The organism is Blautia sp. CGZ-1-C1 (assembly GCF_056504575.1).
In genome coordinates, this window is sequence record NZ_JBWLUT010000140.1 from 1 (window position 1) to 3,061 (window position 3,061).

At 45.6% G+C, this 3,061-nt stretch carries 2 protein-coding genes; both read left to right on the forward strand.

The features are described 5' to 3' along the window. Window positions 1-1,401 (forward strand): proline--tRNA ligase (proS, locus tag AC058W_RS13405; RefSeq protein ID WP_479390186.1); only part of this gene is annotated, 1,401 nt, incomplete at its 5' end. A 113-nt stretch (window positions 1,402-1,514) separates the two neighbouring features. Next, on the forward strand, window positions 1,515-2,837 hold the full coding sequence (locus AC058W_RS13410) for a CCA tRNA nucleotidyltransferase (protein WP_117677072.1): 1,323 nt from the start codon (window positions 1,515-1,517) through the stop codon (window positions 2,835-2,837). Window positions 2,838-3,061 lie beyond the last annotated feature (224 nt).

Genomic DNA, 3,061 nt, shown 5'->3' on the forward strand with positions numbered 1-3,061 from the left:
ATGGAAGACGATTTCGCCCAGTGGTATACCGACGTTGTAAAGAAAGCTGAACTGTGCGGATATACCAGCGTTAAAGGCTGCATGGCAATCAAACCTGCAGGATATGCAATCTGGGAGAACATCCAGCATGAACTGGACAGAAGATTCAAAGAGACAGGTGTACAGAACGTATACATGCCAATCTTTATCCCGGAATCTCTTCTTCAGAAAGAGAAAGATCACGTAGAAGGATTCGCACCGGAAGTTGCATGGGTAACTCATGGCGGTCTGGATCCGCTTCAGGAGCGTCTGTGCGTACGTCCGACATCTGAGACATTATTCTGTGATTTCTATGCAAAAGAAATCCAGTCTCACAGAGATCTGCCAAAAGTATACAATCAGTGGTGTTCAGTAGTAAGATGGGAAAAGACAACACGTCCGTTCCTTCGTTCACGTGAGTTCTTATGGCAGGAAGGCCATACAGCTCATGCTACAGCTGAAGAAGCAGAAGAACGTACAATTCAGATGTTGAACCTCTATGCAGACTTCTGTGAAGAAGTACTTGCTATCCCGGTTATCAAGGGACAGAAGACAGAGAAAGAGAAATTCTCCGGTGCAGAGGCTACTTACACAATCGAATCTCTGATGCATGATGGAAAAGCTCTTCAGTCCGGTACAAGCCATAACTTTGGTGACGGATTTGCCAGAGCATTCGGCATCCAGTATACAGATAAAGAGAACAAACTTCAGTATGTACATCAGACATCCTGGGGAATGACAACACGTATGATCGGTGCTATTATCATGGTACATGGTGACAACAGCGGTCTGGTACTGCCTCCGAGAATCGCTCCGACACAGGCAGTCATCATTCCGATCCAGCAGAGAAAAGAAGGCGTTCTGGAGAAAGCAGACGAAATGTTTGCAGCATTAAAGGCAGCAGGAGTCCGTGTAAAAGTAGATGACACAGACAAGAGCCCGGGATTCAAATTTGCAGAGCAGGAAATGCGTGGTATTCCGATCCGTATCGAATGCGGTCCGAAGGATATCGAGAATGGACAGGCTGTGGTTTGCCGTCGTGATACAAGAGAGAAATACACAGTTACATTTGATGAGCTTGTAGAGAAAGTACAGGAGATTCTGGAAACAATCCAGAAAGATATGCTGGAGCGCGCCCGTGCACACAGAGATGCTCATACTTATGTCGCTACAAACTACGAAGAATTTAAAGATACAATTGTCAACAAACCAGGCTTCGTAAAAGCTATGTGGTGCGGTGATCGTGCATGTGAAGACAAGATCAAAGAGGATGTTCAGGCTACATCCAGATGTATGCCATTTGAACAGGAACATTTAAGCGATGTCTGCGTATGCTGCGGAAAACCGGCTAAGAAGATGGTTTACTGGGGCAGAGCATACTAATTAGAAAGTGACAGATCAGGGAGTGACATTTGTCTGATTTGCTTATGGAAACCGGCAACAGAAAAATCTGAGTGCCGGTTTTGTAGCAAAATAAAAAAGATAAGGATGGTCATATGATTCTAGAAATACCAAAAAACGCGGAAACAATTTTGCACATACTTGAAAATGCAGGATATGAGGCTTATGTGGTAGGTGGCTGTGTTCGTGATTCTATTCTGGGCCGCAACCCGGATGACTGGGATATCACTACATCTGCGAAGCCGGAACAGGTAAAAGCCCTGTTTCACAGAACGGTAGACACCGGTCTGCAGCATGGAACGGTGACTGTCCTCATGGAGAAAGAGAGCTATGAGGTTACTACTTACCGTGTAGATGGTGAGTATGAGGATGGGAGACATCCGAAGGAGGTAACCTTCACAGCCAGTCTTGAGGAAGATCTGAAACGCCGGGATTTCACGATTAATGCCATGGCATATAATCCGTCAAGAGGTCTGGTGGATCTTTTTGAAGGAATGGAAGATATCGACAAAAATATCATTCGCTGCGTGGGAGATCCGCTGGAGCGTTTTACAGAAGATGCACTTCGTATTATGCGTGCAGTCCGTTTCAGTGCACAGCTGGGATTTACTATTGAAGAGGAAACCCGCAAAGCGTTAAAGGTTCTTGCGCCGAATTTAAAGCATGTCAGTGCGGAGCGAATTCAGGTGGAACTGGTGAAACTTCTTATGTCACCTCATCCGGATTATCTCAGAGTAGCTTATGAAGCAGGAATCACAGCAGAGTTTCTGCCGGAATTTGATGCCTGCATGGAAACACCACAGAATACCCCTCATCACTGTTATACGGTGGGGGAGCACATCCTGCACAGTCTCTGCTATGTGCGCGCAGACAGAGTTCTTCGTATTACGATGCTGCTTCACGATATCGGTAAACCCGTTGTGCGAAAAACAGATGAGAATGGAAGAGACCATTTCAAAACGCATGGAAGTGCAGGTGAAAAGATGGCGGGGCAGATTCTTCGTCGCCTGAAATTCGACAATGACACGATACGCAAGGTGACCCGTCTGGTGAAATGGCATGATGACAGACCGGAAGGGACGACGAAGTCGGTACGCCGCGCAGTAAACCGCATTGGAGAGGATCTTTTTCCATATTATCTGGAAGTACAGCAGGCGGATATGCGGGCGCAGAGCGACTACAAACGCGTTGAAAAGCAGGAACGCCTGGATAAAGTGAAAGAAGCTTACGAAATTATTCTGAAAGAGCATCAGTGTGTATCGTTAAAGACACTTGCTGTCACAGGCAAAGACCTGATTGAAGCCGGATATAAGCCGGGACGGGAAATCGGAGAGACACTGAATCGTCTTTTGGAAGAAGTTCTTGCAGCACCGGAGAAGAATCAGAAAGAAATATTGCTAAGTATGTTAGAAAAGTAAATAGCTGCAAAGTCTATGCATGGCAAAATACGTTACTGGATACGAAGTGAACGGTAACAACAGGACGGACAACAACAGTATTAAAAATCCGAGGGTATATCCCCCGGATTTTTTTCATATGTATAGAAAGTATTAAGATAAGAGGGGGATATGTCATTGTATGATTAGCTGAAGCGGCGCACGAAAAACGCGAAAGCGTTTCACGATAAATGCGAAAACTACGT

What these genes read in the sequence shown, in the direction of transcription:
- AC058W_RS13410 (WP_117677072.1), top strand. Translation starts at nt 1,515, where the DNA reads ATGATTCTAGAAATACCAAAAAACGCGGAAACAATTTTGCACATACTT.